This window comes from Flectobacillus longus, assembly GCF_030056705.1.
Lineage (GTDB): Bacteria > Bacteroidota > Bacteroidia > Cytophagales > Spirosomataceae > Flectobacillus > Flectobacillus longus.
This window is the reverse complement of record NZ_JASHIC010000016.1, coordinates 117,718-135,420: the sequence shown is the minus strand read 5'-3', so window position 1 is coordinate 135,420 and position 17,703 is coordinate 117,718. Positions and strand designations below refer to the sequence as shown.

Annotated in this window: 13 protein-coding genes; 10 read left to right on the top strand and 3 right to left on the bottom strand. The window is 37.8% G+C overall.

Going from position 1 to position 17,703, the window contains the following annotated elements; all coding sequences use genetic code 11:
- Positions 1–11: 11 nt before the first annotated feature.
- Entirely contained in the window at positions 12–1,775 is a 1,764-nt protein-coding gene (gene aspS / locus QM491_RS13475; protein ID WP_283328007.1) for an aspartate--tRNA ligase, read from the bottom strand.
- Between the two features lie 367 nt (positions 1,776–2,142).
- On the opposite strand from aspS, the gene crtD reads away from it, so the two are divergent.
- Together crtD and QM491_RS13465 are read left to right on the top strand one after the other, a co-directional pair.
- Complete coding sequence (crtD, locus tag QM491_RS13470; RefSeq protein WP_283328006.1) at positions 2,143–3,615, top strand: 1-hydroxycarotenoid 3,4-desaturase CrtD; 1,473 nt, start codon at positions 2,143–2,145, stop codon at positions 3,613–3,615.
- Between the two features lie 95 nt (positions 3,616–3,710).
- Positions 3,711–4,184, top strand: a complete 474-nt coding sequence (locus tag QM491_RS13465; protein ID WP_283328005.1) for a DUF4293 domain-containing protein — start codon at positions 3,711–3,713, stop codon at positions 4,182–4,184.
- Positions 4,185–4,495: 311 nt separating this feature from the next.
- Here QM491_RS13465 and QM491_RS13460 read toward each other — a convergent pair whose 3' ends face one another.
- Positions 4,496–5,464: a KpsF/GutQ family sugar-phosphate isomerase gene (locus tag QM491_RS13460; protein WP_283328004.1), complete on the bottom strand. Its 969-nt coding sequence runs from the start codon at positions 5,462–5,464 to the stop codon at positions 4,496–4,498.
- A 127-nt stretch (positions 5,465–5,591) separates the two neighbouring features.
- Between QM491_RS13460 and QM491_RS13455 the strand changes: the two genes are divergently transcribed.
- The 5 genes from QM491_RS13455 (at position 5,592) to QM491_RS13435 (ending at position 12,685) form a co-directional block, all read left to right on the top strand.
- A complete protein-coding gene (locus tag QM491_RS13455; protein ID WP_283328003.1) occupies positions 5,592–7,946 on the top strand; it encodes a RecQ family ATP-dependent DNA helicase in 2,355 nt (784 codons plus the stop codon).
- Between the two features lie 294 nt (positions 7,947–8,240).
- Entirely contained in the window at positions 8,241–9,524 is a 1,284-nt protein-coding gene (purD, locus tag QM491_RS13450; RefSeq protein ID WP_283328002.1) for a phosphoribosylamine--glycine ligase, read from the top strand.
- A gap of 231 nt (positions 9,525–9,755) precedes the next feature.
- A complete protein-coding gene (gene ricT, locus QM491_RS13445; protein WP_310589566.1) occupies positions 9,756–11,306 on the top strand; it encodes a regulatory iron-sulfur-containing complex subunit RicT in 1,551 nt (516 codons plus the stop codon).
- A gap of 123 nt (positions 11,307–11,429) precedes the next feature.
- Positions 11,430–11,924, top strand: a complete 495-nt coding sequence (locus QM491_RS13440; protein ID WP_510186160.1) for a gliding motility lipoprotein GldH — start codon at positions 11,430–11,432, stop codon at positions 11,922–11,924.
- A gap of 128 nt (positions 11,925–12,052) precedes the next feature.
- Positions 12,053–12,685, top strand: coding sequence for an LON peptidase substrate-binding domain-containing protein (locus QM491_RS13435; protein WP_283328000.1), 633 nt, complete (start codon positions 12,053–12,055; stop codon positions 12,683–12,685).
- Between the two features lie 343 nt (positions 12,686–13,028).
- Here the strand turns inward: QM491_RS13435 and msrA are convergent, their stop codons facing one another.
- On the bottom strand, positions 13,029–13,691 hold the full coding sequence (gene msrA, locus QM491_RS13430; protein WP_283327999.1) for a peptide-methionine (S)-S-oxide reductase MsrA: 663 nt from the start codon (positions 13,689–13,691) through the stop codon (positions 13,029–13,031).
- A gap of 153 nt (positions 13,692–13,844) precedes the next feature.
- Here msrA and QM491_RS13425 point away from each other — a divergent pair, with 153 nt between their 5' ends.
- From QM491_RS13425 to QM491_RS13415, 3 genes are all read left to right on the top strand, one after another.
- A complete protein-coding gene (locus tag QM491_RS13425; protein WP_283327998.1) occupies positions 13,845–14,573 on the top strand; it encodes a phosphatase PAP2-related protein in 729 nt (242 codons plus the stop codon).
- A 45-nt stretch (positions 14,574–14,618) separates the two neighbouring features.
- Positions 14,619–15,854: a spore maturation protein gene (locus QM491_RS13420; protein ID WP_283327997.1), complete on the top strand. Its 1,236-nt coding sequence runs from the start codon at positions 14,619–14,621 to the stop codon at positions 15,852–15,854.
- Positions 15,855–16,179: 325 nt separating this feature from the next.
- Positions 16,180–17,445, top strand: a complete 1,266-nt coding sequence (locus QM491_RS13415; RefSeq protein WP_374761258.1) for a nucleotide sugar dehydrogenase — start codon at positions 16,180–16,182, stop codon at positions 17,443–17,445.
- Positions 17,446–17,703 lie beyond the last annotated feature (258 nt).

Here is a 17,703-nt window from a genome sequence, read left to right as displayed (position 1 = left end):
AAAATCAAATCCTATACGATAGTTCTGATTTTTAATTCATCCAATTGTTTCGCATCAATCGTAGATGGAGAATCAATCATTACATCACGTCCTGAGTTGTTTTTCGGGAAGGCAATAAAGTCACGAATTGAGTCAGAACCACCAAATAATGAGCAAAGACGGTCGAAACCAAATGCTAAACCACCGTGAGGAGGAGCGCCATATTCGAAGGCATCCATCAAGAAGCCAAATTGGTGTTTTGCTTCTTCGTCAGAGAATCCAAGCGTTTCAAACATTTTAGCTTGAAGATCTTTTTGGAAAATACGAATTGAACCACCACCTACTTCAACACCGTTGATAACCATATCATAAGCATTGGCACGGATTTTACCTAAATCACCTGATTTCAAGAATTCGATATCTTCTGGCTTAGGAGACGTGAATGGGTGGTGCATTGCAAACCAACGATTTTCTTCTTCGCTGTGCTCCAACAATGGGAAGTCAACAACCCAGTGTACTGAGTATTCGTTAGGATTACGCAAGCCCAAACGGTTACCCATTTCTAAACGCAATTCGTTTAATTGCTTTCTTGGTTTGTCTCCATCACCACACAAAATCAACAATAAATCGCCTGGTTGTGCATTTGCTGCTTCAATCCATTTTTTCAAATCCTCTTCCGAATAGAATTTATCTACCGAAGATTTGATTGAACCATCAGCATTGTAACGTACATAAATCAAGCCTTTTGCGCCAATTTGAGGGCGTTTTACAAAGTCTGTCAACTCATCTGCTTGCTTACGAGTGTATTCGGCACAACCTTTTGCATTGATACCAACTACTACTGATGCGGCATCGAATACTGGGAAGTTTTTACCAGAAGTTAAATCAACCTCTTCGCTTTTCAACTCATAAAACTCCATACCAAAACGAATATCTGGTTTGTCAGAACCATAATACTTCATGGCATGAGCATAAGTCATACGAGAGATTTCGTTGATTTCAAGACCTTTCAAGTTTTGGAACAATTGACGAACCAATCCTTCGAACATTTGAAGAATATCTTCTTGCTCGATAAATGACATTTCGCAGTCGATTTGAGTAAACTCAGGTTGGCGGTCTGCACGTAAGTCTTCGTCGCGGAAACATTTTACAATTTGGAAGTAACGGTCAAAGCCTGATACCATCAAAAGCTGCTTAAATGTTTGAGGAGACTGAGGCAATGCATAAAACTCACCTGGGTTCATACGTGAAGGAACCACAAAGTCACGCGCACCTTCTGGCGTAGATTTAATCAAAACAGGTGTTTCTACTTCGATAAATCCTTGCTTGTCGAGGTACGAGCGTACTTCTTGAGCCATTTTATGACGCAAAATCAAGTTCTGGCGAACAGGATTACGACGTAAATCAAGGTAACGATATTTCATACGAATATCATCGCCACCATCTGTTTCATCTTCAATTAAGAATGGAGGAAGTTTTGCAGCGTTCAAAATATTCAATTCTGTTACCTTTACTTCAATATCTCCAGTAGGTAGTTTATCATTTTTCGAAAGACGCTCAACTACAGTACCAGTCACCGAAATCACAAATTCACGTCCAAGTGAACGAGCAGTTTCGATGGCTTCTTTTGGAGTTTTACCCTCTTCTAACATCAATTGGGTAATACCATAGCGGTCACGGAGGTCAATCCAAATCATACCACCTTTGTCACGAGTACGTTGTACCCAGCCACAAAGCGTTACGATTTCGTTTACGTTAGCGATACGAAGTTCGCCGTTGTTGTGAGTTCTTAACATAAGTTTTTGATACGGACGGTATTGTCCGTCTATGTAATCTCTTATTTATGAAAAAATATGGACATGCTTGTCCGAGCTAAATAATTCGCAAAATTACAGAATTTGTAGGGTGTCACCCAAAAGAATTTAAAATCTATTTAAGGAGAATCTGTAACTTTCTTTAGGATTAGTAAAAAAAAGTCAAGATAAAAGAGCCTCTTAGTAAGTATTTGTAGGCTTGGAGAGGTTGTCTTTTTACTTGTTACCAGAAAAAATCACATCTTAAGAGAAGAAAACAAACGTATAAGCCTCAAACATTCTTACTAATCAGTAGTTTCATAAAAGAAGGGAAAGTGATATTTGAAGGAAGAATGCTAACACAAAAAGAATGAAAAAAGTCGCAATCATAGGAGCAGGTATTGCAGGAATCGCCTCGGCGATTCGCTTAGCGCATAAGGGTTATGAAGTAGAAGTTTTTGAGGCTAATGAGTATGCTGGTGGAAAACTCAGTAGTTTTGAGCAAGATGGATACCGATTTGATGCAGGCCCATCCTTGTTTACCTTGCCACATTTGGTAGAAGAACTATTCCAGTTAGTAGGAAAAAAAGCTTCTGATTTTTTTGAATATGAGCGTCTATCCACCATTTGCCATTATTTCTGGGAAGATGGAACCAGACTGAATGCATACGCTGAACCTCCCAAATTTGCTCAAGAGGTAGAAAAGGTGCTGGGTATTTCGGCGGTGAAAGTAGAACAGTTTTTGAAGGATAGTGCTTTCAAATACGAAGTATTAGATGGGTTATTCTTACAAGACTCTTTACACAAGTTATCCACATGGACTTCGAAAAAGGCCTTACGAGGATACCTCAATCTTCCTAAACTTGGCATATTCGGAACCATGAATCATGCCAATGAAAAGTATTTCCAACATCCTAAGTTGGTACAACTTTTCAATAGATATGCCACCTATAATGGTTCAGATCCATATCAAACTCCTGCGACATTGAATATTATTCCACATTTGGAATACAATGTAGGTGCTTTTTTTCCGAAAAAAGGAATGGTAGATATTACGAATGTACTTGTGAATTTAGCAAAATCATTAGGGGTAAAATTCTATTTTCAACATCGAGTAAAGGAAATCCTTACTCAAAATCAACAGGTAAAAGGGATTCGTGTTGCATCTCAGGATAGAGAAGAGCAAGAGCTATTCTTCGATAAGGTAGTTTCTAATATGGACGTTACTCATACCTATCGCAAGTTATTACCACAATCGCCACATCCTGATAAGCTACTAAATCAACCCAAATCAAGTTCGGGCGTAATTTTTTATTGGGGAGTTAAAAAGTCTTTTCCTGAGTTGGGGCTTCATAATATCCTGTTTAGTGATGATTATCGCGAAGAATTTCGAGTGATGTTTGAGGATAAAAAAATCTTCAATGACCCTACGGTATATATCAATATTAGCTCCAAACACAAGCCAGACGACGCACCAGAAGGTTGTGAAAACTGGTTTGTACTCATTAATGCACCAGCCAATGAGGGGCAAGATTGGGATAAGCTAATTCAAGACCTTCGACAACAGGTAATTCAAAAAGTTTCGAGAATACTGTCTTGTGACTTAGCTTCTTTGATAGAAACTGAGGCTATCTTAGACCCAAGAAGTATTGAGCAGAAAACATCTTCGGCACAAGGAGCTTTGTATGGAAACTCTTCTAACAACAAATATGCGGCGTTTTTGAGACATGCGAATTTTTCAAAAACCATCAAAGATTTATATTTTGTGGGAGGAAGCGTACATCCTGGCGGAGGAATTCCATTGGCTTTGTCTTCGGCCAAAATCATGGCAAAGGAACTTTGAAATACCTACTTGTTTACTTAGTTAAAGTTTCGGAACTTTGCCAAATCAAAACAAACCCTGTGGGTTTTTGAAAAACAAGATTTAGCTATAACAAAATGATTCAACGTACACAAAGTCTTTTATTGGCATTAATAGTAATTGCCATGGGAGTTGTAATTAGTAGCCCGATTTGGGAAAAAAGTAGCGCTGCACTCAATCAGAAAGTCGTATTGACAGCCAAAACTTTAGAACACACACAAGGAGCCACAACAGTAAGCTCAAGCACGATTTATATTGCAATTTTGGCAGGTATAGCTGCTGTAATTGCTATTGTTTCTCTTTCTCAATACAAGAAAAGAGTATTACAAATGTCTTTAGGAGCCTTAAACTCGGCTGTATTGGCGGGTGTACTAGGCGCAAGTTTTTATAATGTTTTTAAAGAAGGTATTCCACTTTTCGAACCAGAAAACCAAGGGAACTATGCTTTAGGTTTTTACGCTGGCGTATTTGCCTTATTAGCAAATATGATTGCCAATCGTCTAATCCGTCGCGACGAAATGCTAGTGCGCTCAGCAGATAGAATGAGATAGTTGTAAGTGAGGAGTTTAGAGGGTAGAGTGCTGAGTTGTTAGAATAAATGAACTCAAGAATATGATAAACCTTATTTGGTGATTGTCAGTAGAGATGCAATGCTTTGTGTCTCAAGCTGAGCCATATATAGTATAGTAGTATCAAAAAAGGCGGTCGAAAAACAATTTTCGACCGCCTTTTTTGATGAATGATTTGACGATAAGTCTAATTTCAAAGCTTGGAATGACTCAGATTTATTTCGAAGAAGATAACAAAAAAATCTTCTACATCCACTCTTTGCCTAGTGCCTGTTGCCTGACCCCTATCAAAATCAAACCAGTCCTTCTTTCAACAAATCATGCAAGTGGACAAAACCAATAGGTTTTTGATTTTCTAGTACGACCAAAGAAGTGATATTTTTCTCTTGCATTACTTGAAGTGCCTCTGTTGCGTACGCATCAGGTTCAATTGTTTTTGGATTAGGCGTCATAATATCTTTTGCCTCCAAACCAGTAAGAACCTCATACTTATTCAGCATTCTACGAACGTCACCATCGGTAATGATACCAGCCAAAGTACCATCTGAGTTCACAACCGCTGTAGCTCCCAAACGTTTCGAGCTAATTTCGACAATAGCATCTTTGATAGAAGTATCGAATTGAACAATCGGTAATTCGTGATTTGGATAAATATCACTTACTTTCAAATACAATTTTTTACCTAAAGCTCCTCCGGGGTGATATTTTGCAAAATCTGTACTACTAAAGCCACGACATTCCAATAGACATACAGCCAAGGCATCGCCTAGGGCAAGTGCTACAGTAGTACTAGTCGTTGGTGCCAGATTGAGTAAGTCGGCTTCTCTCTCTGCTAAAGCATGCAAAATAAAATCAGCGTTTTTCCCTAAATACGATTGAGGATTCGAAACCATCGCAATGAGTTTCACCCCTGTACGCTTAATCAGCGGCACAAGTACCTTAATTTCAGGAGTATCTCCAGATTTAGAAATACACATAACGGTATCTCCATCTTGAATCATACCAAGATCACCATGAATAGCATCGGCAGCGTGCATAAACAAAGCTGGCGTACCTGTCGAATTAAGTGTTGCAACGATTTTTTGAGCAATGATTGCAGATTTACCAATACCTGTAATCACAAAGCGACCACGACTGTTAAGTAAGTGATTTACACATGATTCAAAATCTGAATCAATTTTATCAATAATTTTTTGGATCGCTTCGGCTTCTTCCTGCAAAACTTTTTTTGCTGTTGATTGAATATTTTTTACTAATTTCAATTTTAGAAACGGTTTTTAATGACTGGTTTTGTATTAATTTTAGTGCAAAGATAAACTATTATATAAGTACAGTCTCACAACCACCAAATATCAATTTTATTCATAACCTCAAATAAGTTTGAAGACAATGAGTGTTAGTCAAGAGACCACCGACTTGTTGAAGGAAAAACTCAAAGAAACCTTCGGTTACAGCCAGTTTCGTGGCGAGCAGGAAGATATCATTAAGAATACTTTAGCAGGAAAAAATACTTTCGTAATCATGCCAACAGGGGCAGGCAAGTCATTGTGTTATCAATTACCAGCCATAGCCACTGAAGGGACTGCTATTGTTATTTCTCCATTGATTGCATTGATGAAAAACCAAGTGGATCAGATGAACGCTTTTGGTATCAATGCTCAGTTTTTGAATTCGTCGCTCAATAAGGCCGAGATGACGAAAGTAAAAAATGACGTAATCAGTGGCCAAGTGAAATTGTTGTACATTGCTCCTGAGTCTTTGACCAAAGAAGATAACCTTGCTTTCTTGAAGCAAGCCAAAATCTCTTTCGTGGCCATCGACGAAGCGCACTGTATCTCCGAATGGGGACACGATTTCCGCCCAGAATATCGCCGAATTCGTAGTATTGTCGAAAGCTTAGATAGCACTTTGCCAATTATTGCGCTCACCGCAACTGCAACACCTAAGGTGCAACAGGATATTCAGAAAAACCTGAATATGGATGATGCTACTTTGTTTAAGTCGTCTTTCAACCGCAAAAATTTGTATTACGAAATCCGTGCTAAGCGTGATGATATTGATAAGCAAATTATCAAGTTCATCAAGGTTAATCACGGTAAGGCAGGGATTATCTACTGTCTGAGTCGCAAAAAAGTTGAAGAAGTAGCCGAGGTATTAAATGTCAACGGTATCAAAGCGCTTCCTTATCATGCAGGCTTAGATAGCGATATTCGTATGGCTAACCAAGAGGCTTTCTTGAATGAGGAGGCTGAAGTAATGGTGGCGACTATTGCTTTTGGGATGGGTATCGACAAGCCCGATGTACGTTTTGTAATCCACTACGATGCACCAAAATCATTAGAAGGATACTACCAAGAAACAGGTCGTGCAGGTCGCGATGGTTTGGAAGGTATTTGTATCATGTTCTATGCAAAAGAGGACATCAATAAGCTGGATAAGTTTAACAAAGACAAAACAATCAACGAGCGCGACAATGCCCGTATGTTATTGAACGAAATGGTATCTTACTCTACTTTAGGAGTATGTCGCCGTCGTCAATTGCTTCACTATTTTGGTGAGCAGGTAGACAAAGATTGTGGTTATTGTGATAATTGTAAAAAACCAACGGCAAAGTTCAAAGTAGAACAAGAGGTGGTTTTGGCGCTACAGGCAGCTATTATGACAGGGGAGCGTTTTGACGCCCAGCATTTGGCTGATGTATTGCTTGGTCACAAAAACCAGTATGTAACAAGCTACGAGCATCATAAATTAGATATTTTTGGAAAGGGTAAAAGCTACTTCAAACTTCAAGCCGACGACGATGAGGACGAGGAAGATGAAGAAGATGAGGATGTAGAATACTCAGATGAAGAAGATGAGGATGGAAATCCGATTCCGAAGCCAAAAGCTAAAAAAGCACCAAAAGCAACTAAGAAAAAGGCTCAACAGCAAGAGCCTGTAGAACAGTGGTTGTCTGTAATTCGTCAAATTACAGTTTTGGGATACCTAGAAAAAGATATTGAAAATTATGGTATCTTAAAAGTATCTGAAAAAGGCCATGCGTTCTTAAAAGATTCTTTCCCATTAACGCTTTCAAAAGATCACGACTATGAAAACGAGCATATTGAGGAAGAAGACGAAAAAGAGTCATTAGCTGGTGGTGGCGGTTCGTACGATGCAGCATTGTTCGAATTGTTGAAAAACCTTAGAAAGAAAATTGCGAAAGACAAAAACTTGCCTCCTTACGTAATTTTCCAAGATCCTTCACTCGAAGAAATGGCCACAACGTATCCTACTACTAAGGAGGATATGGCTCAAATCAACGGTGTGGGTATGGGTAAAGTAGTGAAATTTGGTCGTCCATTTATTGACTTAATCAAAAAGTACGTAGAGGACAACGAAATTGAAACTGCTACTGAGGTAGTCGTAAAATCGACAGTAAATAAGTCAAAAATCAAAATTCATATTATCCAGCAGGTAGACCGTAAAGTAGATTTGGACATTATTGCCGAACAAAAAGAGTTGGCAATGGAAGACCTTATCGAAGAAATCGAGCATATCTGTTATTCGGGTACAAAACTCAACTTGGATTATTATATCAATCAAGTAGTTGAGCCAGACAAACAAGATGAAATTTACGATTATTTCTTGCATGCTGAAACGGATAATATAGCAGTAGCATTAGATAAATGTGGAATTGATGATATTACAGAGGAAGAGTTACGCTTGATGAGAATTAAATTCTTGAGCGAACTTGCCAACTAGACTATCAAAAAAATAAGACAAAGAGGTATTAAGAAAACCTTGTTTAAGCATTTTAGATAAACAAACTATTGTTTTGAGGAATAAAAAGTAGACAAAATTTGTTTGCAAATTATTGCTCGAAACATATCTTCAAAATCTTCCAATTAATAAGATTCTGATAGTTTTGTTAAAAATGCTGAGCTAGGATTTCATAAATGCCTCTTTGTGCGTTAATTTTGTTATCCCTTTGTACTCAATTCAATTTCAAACAAATAGTCTTATTTAAAGGCTGTTTATTTTAGATTAACCAATTCAATGAACATACTAATTTTAGGCTCGGGCGGACGTGAACACGCATTTGCTTGGAAAATCGCTCAAAGCCCCCTTTGCGAAAAATTATTCGTAGCTCCAGGTAATGCTGGTACAGCTGCTATTGCTACAAACTTGGCTGTTGGCTTCAATGATTTTGAAAAAATCGCAGAGCAAGTTTTAGAAAATCAAATCGAACTAGTAATTGTTGGTCCTGAAGAACCACTGGTAAGAGGTGTTCGTGACTATTTCCAAAGTCGCCCAGATTTACAACACGTTTTGATGGTAGGCCCAGATTCAAAAGGAGCAATGCTAGAAGGTTCGAAAGATTTTTCGAAAAACTTTATGGTAAAATATGGTATCCCTACTGCAAAATCACAAACTTTTACGAAAGATACATTAGAAGATGGACTAGCATATTTGGCTGTTCAAAAACTTCCTATAGTACTAAAAGCTGATGGATTAGCGGCGGGCAAAGGAGTAATTATTGCCCAAACATTAGAAGAAGCTCAAACATCACTTTCTGAAATGCTTGTTGATGCCAAATTTGGCGATGCTAGTAACAAAGTGGTAATTGAAGAGTTTTTGACAGGTATCGAACTTTCGGTGTTTGTTCTTACTGATGGAGAATCGTACAAGATTCTTCCTGAAGCAAAAGATTACAAACGTATCGGCGAAGCTGATACAGGATTGAATACAGGTGGTATGGGAGCTGTTTCGCCAGTGCCTTTTGCTACCGAAAAATTTATGCAATCTGTTGAAGAAAACATCGTTAAACCTACACTAACTGGCTTACAGGCAGAAGGTATTAAGTATAATGGCTTTATCTTCATCGGTTTGATGAATCACGAAGGAGAACCTATCGTGATTGAATACAACGCACGTATGGGCGACCCAGAAACAGAGGTTGTTCTACCACGTATCGAGTCTGATTTATTAACCCTCATGATAGCAACAGCTAAAGGCGAATTGGGGCAAGCAGAGTTTTCTGTGAGCAAACAACACGCCGTAACTACAGTAGTAGTAGCAGGAGGCTATCCGGGTGACTATAACAAAGGTGATGTAATTGTGGGTTACGAAAATGTGGAAGATGCCTCAATTTTCCATGCTGGTACCAAACTTGATGGAAACCTTGTAGTGACGAATGGTGGTAGAGTAATGGCTCTGACTGGAATGTCCAATACATTAGAAAGAGCTATCCAAAAATCACAGAAAGCGGCAAGTACTATCTCATTTGAAGGTAAATATTATCGTCGCGATATTGGTTTGGACGTGCTCAGATATAGTTAGTCGCTAGGTCTCTTAAAGAGCGAGAAATAACACAAAGCGAATGTATGCCTATCAGGTAAAATCGTATTTGGATTTACTTGAAAATGGAACAAATTAGCTTGTTTGTCAACTTAGCACTTTAGGAGGTCAGTGTTTCACTGAGTTTTGAGCCATAGTAAAAAAGATTTCAGGAAATATATTCCAAAGTCAAACCTTACTTATCCTCATTGTCTCGTTTACTTTTGAAGATATATGGGATGCAAATCATGTTCCACAGGTAGTTGTGGTACTCGTAATAACAATGGTGCTGTAAGTGGCTGTAAAAACAACGGTGCTTGTAGTACAGGTGGGTGTAATAAAATGAACGTATTTGACTGGTTGTCAAATATGGAAGTACCCGCATTTAGTAAGTTTAATATCATTGAGGTAAAATTTAAGGGTGGTCGTAAAGAGTATTTTCGAAATGTTAATCAAATCGAATTATACGCTGGTGACCCTGTAATTGTAGATGTACCAAACGGTCATCATCTTGGCTTCGTTTCGCTTCAAGGTGAATTAGTTCGCCTTCAAATGTTGAAAAAAAGCATCAAAGATGATGAGAATGTTCGTGTGGTTTATCGTAAAGCCAATGAGAAAGACTTAGAAAAACATGAGCAAGCAATTGCCCGTGATTTACCAACGATGTATCGTACTCGCGAGATTATCAAAGAACTTAAGTTAGACATGAAATTGTCAGACGTAGAGTTCCAATCTGATAATACCAAAGCGATATTCTATTACTCGTCCGACGACCGTGTTGACTTTCGTGAGCTTATCAAAATTTTGGCAAGTGAGTTCAAAGTCAGAGTCGAAATGAAGCAAATTTCTTTGCGTCAAGAGGCTGCACGTGTGGGAGGAATTGGCGTTTGTGGTCGTGAACTTTGTTGTTCGACGTGGTTGACAGACTTTAAAAACGTAACTACTTCGGCAGCTCGTTACCAAAATCTTTCATTGAATCCTGTAAAATTATCAGGGCAGTGTGGTCGTCTGAAATGTTGTCTCAACTATGAGCTTGAGACTTATATGGATGCACTTAAAGATATACCGACTATCGAGAAGCCTCTACAAACCTTGAAAGGCGAAGCACTTTTACAAAAAACTGACATATTCAAACGTGTCATGTGGTTTGGCTATCGTGGCGAAGAAAGTAATTGGATTCCTGTAACAGTCGATAAAGTAAGAGAGGTAGTTGAGCTAAATGAAAAAGGAATTCAACCTCAATCTTTAGACGTACTTGAGAATACTCCAGCATCTTTAGACTTAGATAAGTCTACTTCTGGGTTGAATGCTGACTTGGACAAAATGGACAAGAAATACAGCAACAATAAGAAAAAACCTCATAATAAGTCAAAGAATGATAAACACCAAGAGGTTAAATCTGAAAGAAAAGAGTACAAGCACGAGAGAAAAGATAGTCGCCTTGATGTTTCTGATAAAAAAGAAAAACCTGTAGTTGTTGAGAAAAAAACACAACAACCACAAAGCAATAATCCAAAGGGTAATAATCATAAGCATCAGACTAATCACAACAAAAACCCTCAGGCAAAGGCTCAAGTACAACCAGCCAGTAGTGCACCAAAGGTTAACCCAAGCCAAGGAAATAACCCTAATAATCCACAAGGAGGGCAGCAAGCAAAACAGGTTCAGAAGCCTCAGCAAAATAATCCTCAAGGTGCTAGTAAAAATGCGAAAGGAAATCATAATCGTCCGCCACATCAACACAAAAATGGCAAGAACGATAACAATAAACCTTCTCAAAGCTAGTTGAAAGAGTAATACCCATTTTCACAAAATCGAAGGTGAACTCATTATATAAATAAGAAAGGAGTTTGGGTGAGAAATGAAACATTTCAAATCCAACTCCTTTTTTTAATCCATCGTACTCTTATGTTCCTCAAAAGTTTGAAATCGAAAATTTTTATTGGAAGTATTTTATTGGCAATAGCCATGTCAGCTTGTGATTCAAATACTATTTTGAAAGATAATTATAACATTGCTGAGGCCAAGTGGTTTATTAAAGATACCCCTGAGTTCGAATTCAACGTCGAAGACACAACGATCGCTTATAATGTATTTTATAATGTTCGTAACAACCGTTCTTATCCGTATTATAACCTATACCTGACCCATTATTTGTCAGACAATAAAGGCAAAATTATTCATCAAAAACTAGATGAATTAGTTCTCTTTGACCCCAACACTGGCAGAAAACTAGGTGAAGGTTTAGGTGATGTATATGACCATAAAATTTTAGCATTCAAAAATTTTATATTTCCCCAAAAAGGAAAATATAAAATTCAGGTAAAACAATATATGCGCCAAAATCCACTTGCTGATATTGTTAGCGTAGGTTTTACCATCGAAAAAGCAGTCATTAAGTAATAAGGCAAAATAAAATTGCATTATTGGGCTTTCGGCAGTCGGCTATGGGCACTCGGTAAATTTAGCCTAATGCCTACTGCTAATCGCCAACAGCACTTACTCATTGGTTTTAAGTAGATACTAATCACATGCAAAAGTTTTTACCACTGTTTCCGCTTAATTTGGTGGTTTTTCCCTTGGAAGACCTTAATCTTCATATTTTTGAACCTCGTTATCGTCAGTTAATAAAAGAGGCTATTCAACAGGACTCTACCTTTGGTATTCCAGCGTTTATTGATGGTAAAATGCAAGGGTTTGGAACCGAGGTGAAGATTATGTCGGTTTATAAGGTGTATGATGATGGTAGAATGGACATCAAAACACAAGGTGTGAGAGTATTTAGAATTTTAGATTTTCAGAATCCTGTAGCTGGTAAACTATATGCAGGGGGCGAGGTAGAAGCCCTAAGAGACCCAGAAATTAGTCCTTCTGTGCTTCCAAAACTATTAGAACAAATCACTGATCTCTATTTACTTCTTGATGAAGAAAATAAATTCAATCTCCAAAAGCCACAACCTTATTCTTTCCAAGTAGCACACAAAATAGGCTTGTCGATAGAGAAAGAATATGAGTTACTCAAAATGCCAACAGAAGCCGAAAGACAGGCGTATATCTCCAAACATTTAGAAAAAGTGTTGCCAGTCTTACAAGAACTGGAAAGAACCAAGGAGCGTATTCGTATGAATGGGCATTTTAAGAACTTAGACCCACTGAATTTCTAGGAAAATTCACGGGATGAAGCATGTGTCATTCCGAATTTAGCGATTTAGCGAATGAGTGATTATGTTAAAATTTGTATTCTCGTGGTAGAGACGCAATGATTGCGTCTTATGCTGAATAAAAATCTAGTATGGTAGCATCAAAAAAGCGGTCGGAAAAATATTTTCCGACCGCTTTTTTGATGAAAACTTGGAGGATAACCCCAATCTTAAAATTCAGTATGACTCATGTTTGATACTATATTCCAGAATGATACTTCTTTAGACGCAATCATTGCGTCTCTACTTGTGAGAATAATCACTCATTCGCTCAATCACTAAATCGCTAAATTTGGAATGACTCATATTAATGCTTCAATTTATCTTTGAAGGCCTTTTTAAACTTATCTAGCTTTGGCTTAATCACAATTTGGCAATAGGGTTCATAGCCATTTTGATTAAAGTAATCTTGGTGATAATTTTCAGCTGGATAAAATTTTGTAAAGGCACTAATTTCAGTTACGATAGGATTTGGAAAAACGTGCTCGGCATTAAGTTTTTCTTTCCAATATTCTGCTAGTTGTTTTTGTTCGGCATTATGATAAAAAACTACCGAACGATACTGTGTTCCTTCATCGGCTCCTTGACGGTTTAAAGTGGTTGGGTCGTGTGTTTTCCAGAAAACTTCTAGAAGCTCTTCAAAAGTAATTTTTTGAGGATCATAAATTACCTGACAAACTTCGGCATGTCCAGTAGTACCAGTACAAACAGCACGATAGGTAGGATCAGGAACCGAGCCTCCAGAATAACCAGATACAACTTTTTCGACTCCTTCGAGGTTTTGGAATACTGCTTCAACACACCAGAAGCATCCTGCACCAAAAGTTGCGATTTCTGTTTTGCCACTTGGTTTATCTTTTTCTTTGTTCTCCATTTTAGTATTTTTCTGATTTTCAGGTTTTTGTGCACATGAAATATTTACTACTAATGTTAATATTCCAAGAACAATGGCACTAATTTTTCTTTTCATAATTGATAACATTTAAAACTTGATGTAAGTTTGCAATCTTTTTAGAGTTGTTTTGTCATCTTTCCGACAAAACGCTACAACGACTCGATAATCTTCTCATGATTTATGGATAACGATTTGTTAACACAAAAACCCAAAACAACATCTCAAGAAATGAAAAAACTTTCCTACTTTCAGGCATTTGCAAAGAGTTGGAAAGAAGGTTTTCAAACCATCGATTTTAGCGTAAAGATAATTCTAACCCTAGGGATTTTAATTATTGGTGCTACGCAGTTTCCGAGTTATTTGAACCATATCCAAAAACGACCAGGAGCCGCTCTTGAGGATTTAGTGTTGAACGCCTTGCCTTCAATAGACGTATCTGTACCCATATTTACGGTATTGTACAGTATTTTGATTTTCTCATTAATACAAAGTCTAAAAAAGGCCGAAGTGTTTTTACTTTATGCTATTACTTACGTTTGCGTGACGATTTTTCGTATGGTAACTATCACTTTAGTGCCACTCGATGCGCCCGTGGGATTAATTAATTTGGCAGACCCTTTTGCTGAAGCAGCGGTGTATGGTACGGCTTCGCCTGTAACCAAAGATTTATTCTTTTCGGGACATACTGCTACAATGGTCTTGATTTGGATTATTGTAGAAGGGCGTATTGCTAAAATCTTGGCTGGTATCGCCTGTATTTTAATCGCTTTTTTCCTACTTTTACAACATGTACATTATACGGCCGATGTGATTGCTGCATTTGCTTTTACTGTTGCTTCGTATGAATTGGCTAAAGTAATCAAACAGTGGCATTGGATTCCATTTTCGGCGGTAATGCTAACCTTGTTTGCCTTACTTTTGGCAGTATTCCGCCATGCAGCAATTATGTACCCTTAAGGCTGATACTTGTCAATAAACATATACAAATCCCAACCTGATAGAATGGCTCTTAATTACCTCTGGATTGCATTTTTTTTGATTGCCTTTATTGTGGCTTTGCTTAAGTTGATTTTCTTGGGCGACACCGAAATCTTCAAACTGATTGTCGATGGTATGTTTGACTCAGCTGAAACTTCGGTCATGAACATTGCACTTCCATTAGCTGGGGTAATGACGTTCTTTATGGGTTTGTTAAATATTGGTGAAAAGGCTGGTGCCATCAACTTTTTGGCTCGTATTGTCGGACCATTCTTTAATCGTCTTTTTCCTGAGGTTCCTAAAAATCACCCAGCGAGTGGGCAAATGATTATGAACTTCTCTGCCAATATGTTAGGGCTCGACAATGCTGCTACACCTTTTGGACTAAAAGCAATGCAGAGTTTGCAAGAGTTGAACCCAAGCAAAACCGTAGCCTCTAATGCTCAGATTATGTTTATGGTGTTGCACAGCGCAGGACCAGTTTTGATTCCTCTGAGTATTATGGCACAACGTGCGATTTATGGTGCCAAAGACGCTTCTGACATTTTTATCCCATGTTTGATTGCTACCTATGTTGCTACGGTTACAGGCTTGCTATTTGTCTCTTTCAAGCAAAAAATTAATCTGTTAGATAGAGTCATTATCACTTGGTTGGGAGGTATTACAGCTGCTATCGGGCTATTGCTTTGGTATTTATCAAGCATTCCGAAAGAACAAATCGAAATCTTTTCGAAGGTATCGAGTAATATGATTTTGTTTGGGCTCATCATTTCATTTCTTTTAGGAGCTTTACGTAAAAAAGTAGATGTATTTGACGCTTTTATCGAAGGTGCAAAAGGTGGTTTTGAGACTTCTGTTCGTATTATTCCTTATTTAGTAGCCATGTTGGTAGCTATTGGAGCATTGCGTAATTCAGGAGCTTTGACTTGGATTGTTGATGGCATGAAATACCTTTTTGCCCTAACAAATATCAATACAGACTTTACTGATGCCCTTCCCACAGCTTTGATGCATCCATTAAGTGGCGGTGGCTCAAGAGCCATGATGATTGATACGATGAAAACTTTCGGCGCTGATTCTTTTGCGGGTAGATTGGCTTGTGTGTTCCAAGGTTCGGCAGATACGATTTTTTATGTGATTGCTTTGTATTTTGGTTCTGTCAACATCAAAGAAACACGTTACACTCTTTGGGCTGGTTTAACCGCAGATTTAGCTGGAATCATCACAGCGATTCTGGTGAGTTATTTGTTTTTCCACTAAAAAAATAAATTGATTACCTTTGATTTTCACTTTTTAGTATATGTTTAAATTTTGCATTTTGTTTAAAATAAATAAATCATAGTTTGATATATTTATTTTCTGAAATCCTGTTGTTTGAGCCGTAGGCGAGTTTAGGATTTCTTGACTTTCTTTTGTTACTTTTCTTGTGTCAAGACAAGAAAAGTAAGGAGTGTCAAATGGAAATTTTGTTTCATCAAATACCAAATGAAATATTAAACATGCTCATAGGTATACAATAGACGTTCTGTTTCAGTAATTTTTTACTGACTTTTTGGTTTTTGATTTTCCATAAAATTATCTCAAAATATTGGACTTAAGTACAAGTAAAATAGCAATAATCGGTCTTGGATATGTAGGGCTTCCATTGGCTGTTGAGTTCGGGAAAAAATTTCCAGTGATAGGTTTTGATATTAATCAAAGTCGTATCGATGAACTCTCAAAAGGTTATGACCGCACACAGGAAGTAGAGACCGACAATTTACAGTCTTCTACTCTATTGAGTTTTTCGGCCAATATCAATGATTTGGTAGACTGCAATGTGTTCATTGTAACCGTACCTACGCCGATAGATCGTTTCAAAAAACCTGATTTGATTCCTTTAATTGCTGCCAGCAAAACTGTAGGAAAAGTCCTTCGCAAAGGTGATGTTGTGATTTATGAATCAACGGTATATCCAGGTTGTACGGAAGAAGATTGTGTGCCGATTTTGGAAAAAGAAAGTAGTTTGGTATTCAATCAAGACTTCTTCTGTGGCTATTCTCCAGAACGTATCAACCCAGGAGATAAGGTAAATACTTTGACCAAAATCAAAAAGGTCACTTCTGGTTCAACTCCTGAAATCGCCCAATTTGTGGATAGCCTTTATAGTTCAATCATCACAGCAGGTACTTACTTGGCGACTTCCATCAAAGTAGCAGAGGCCTCGAAAGCGATTGAAAATGCCCAGCGTGATGTCAATATCTCATTTGTGAATGAATTGGCATTGATTTTTGATAAAATGGGTATTGATACCACCGAAGTATTAGAGGCAGCAGGGACAAAATGGAACTTCCTCAAATTCAAACCAGGTTTGGTTGGTGGTCACTGTATTGGTGTAGATCCTTATTATTTACTGCATAAATCCGAAAGTTTGGGGTATTATCCTCAGGTGATTCTTTCGGGTCGTCGTGTCAATGATAATATGGGGATTTTTGTTGCTAACAAATTAGTGAAGTTATTGATTAAAAAAGGACATAAAATCGATGGTTGTAAAGTCTTGATTTTAGGAGTTACTTTTAAAGAAAACTGCCCAGATATTCGTAACTCTCGTGTCATTGATGTGTATAACGAACTAAAAGAGTTTGGTATCGATGTGGATGTATATGACCCTTGGGCCGACAAACACGAAGTTTCGGAAGAATATGGCATTCAGTTGCTCGACCAATTGGGCACTGACTACGAAGGTATCTTGCTATGTGTATCGCACAACGAGTTTGCAAGCTTAAACATTGATGCACTCAAAGGTGAAGACGCCGTGATTTATGATATTAAATCTTTCTGGGACAAATCATTCTCCGACGCGAGACTGTAGCGTATTGAGTGAATTGGTGAATTGTGATTTAGTGATTGATTTTGATGAAAATCAGTAGAGACGCAATACTTTGCGTCTTCAATAGCTATAAATATGAGTCATTCTTAATTTTTAAATTAGGGCTATTCTCAAAAAAAGCGGTCGAAAATTGTTTTCTCGACCGCTTTTTTTGATACACGGTTTTAGACGCAAATTTCGACTCTACTTCTAGCATACAAATAATAAAATAATCACTCATGCACTCAATCACAAATCACT

Excerpts from the sequence above, each read along its gene's own strand:
- ricT (WP_310589566.1), top strand. The coding sequence starts at position 9,756 with ATGGGATGCAAATCATGTTCCACAGGTAGTTGTGGTACTCGTAATAAC.
- QM491_RS13420 (WP_283327997.1), top strand. The coding sequence starts at position 14,619 with ATGGCTCTTAATTACCTCTGGATTGCATTTTTTTTGATTGCCTTTATT.
- QM491_RS13465 (WP_283328005.1), top strand. The coding sequence starts at position 3,711 with ATGATTCAACGTACACAAAGTCTTTTATTGGCATTAATAGTAATTGCC.
- QM491_RS13455 (WP_283328003.1), top strand. The coding sequence starts at position 5,592 with ATGAGTGTTAGTCAAGAGACCACCGACTTGTTGAAGGAAAAACTCAAA.
- aspS (WP_283328007.1), bottom strand. The coding sequence starts at position 1,775 with ATGTTAAGAACTCACAACAACGGCGAACTTCGTATCGCTAACGTAAAC.
- QM491_RS13425 (WP_283327998.1), top strand. The coding sequence starts at position 13,845 with ATGAAAAAACTTTCCTACTTTCAGGCATTTGCAAAGAGTTGGAAAGAA.
- QM491_RS13435 (WP_283328000.1), top strand. The coding sequence starts at position 12,053 with ATGCAAAAGTTTTTACCACTGTTTCCGCTTAATTTGGTGGTTTTTCCC.
- purD (WP_283328002.1), top strand. The coding sequence starts at position 8,241 with ATGAACATACTAATTTTAGGCTCGGGCGGACGTGAACACGCATTTGCT.
- msrA (WP_283327999.1), bottom strand. The coding sequence starts at position 13,691 with ATGAAAAGAAAAATTAGTGCCATTGTTCTTGGAATATTAACATTAGTA.
- QM491_RS13440 (WP_510186160.1), top strand. The coding sequence starts at position 11,430 with ATGTTCCTCAAAAGTTTGAAATCGAAAATTTTTATTGGAAGTATTTTA.
- crtD (WP_283328006.1), top strand. The coding sequence starts at position 2,143 with ATGAAAAAAGTCGCAATCATAGGAGCAGGTATTGCAGGAATCGCCTCG.